Origin of the sequence: Pseudomonas brassicacearum, assembly GCF_003732265.1 — a bacterium.
GTDB lineage: Bacteria > Pseudomonadota > Gammaproteobacteria > Pseudomonadales > Pseudomonadaceae > Aquipseudomonas > Aquipseudomonas brassicacearum_D.
This window is the reverse complement of sequence record NZ_MOBK01000237.1, coordinates 1-597: the sequence shown is the minus strand read 5'-3', so window position 1 is coordinate 597 and position 597 is coordinate 1. Positions and strand designations below refer to the sequence as shown.

The 597-nt window shown below is 63.1% G+C and carries 1 pseudogene; it reads right to left on the bottom strand.

Annotated features, from left to right (window positions below):
• Positions 1-32: 32 nt before the first annotated feature.
• Positions 33-597, bottom strand: a pseudogene (locus tag BK660_RS31030) (leucine-rich repeat domain-containing protein); the annotation flags it as partial.

Below are 597 nucleotides of genomic sequence, written 5' to 3'. Positions count from 1 at the left end.
TCGTGCAGCGGCGAACCGTCGCTGGTCATTTAACCTTTGTACAATTTCACCGCAACCGACGTCACTGAGCCATCGTCGCGCTGCCAGCTCGCCCGGGAAATCACCCCCGAGGCACCTTCACCCAACTGTTGCTGCAGACGCAGAACCGACCAGTCGATTAGCGGTGTCGCCTCCAGTGCGGCGGCGTCTGCCTCGGTTTCCAGCGGGTTACCGGCGTACGCCAGCCAGGTCAGGCTCGGCAGCGCGAGCAGCCACTGCGGCAGTTCGGTCAGGCGGTTGGCGGAAATGCGCAGCAACTCAAGCCGATGGCAGTTGCTCAACGAAGGCGGCAACGCTTGCAGACGATTGCCGGACAGCATGAGCTTTTGCAGGGCCGGGCGCTCACCGAGTTCACTCGGCAGGCTTTCGATGCAGTTGTCGGTCAGGATCAGCCAGCGCAGTTGTGGCGGCAGGGCTTGAGCGGGGACGTTGACGATGCGATTGGCCCTGAAGCCGACCATCGTCAGCGCCGCGCATTGGCCGAGACAGACCGGCAGTACGGTGAATGGGTTGTCGGAGCAGAACAGCACGCGCAGACGCGTCAGACGATGCAGGTCA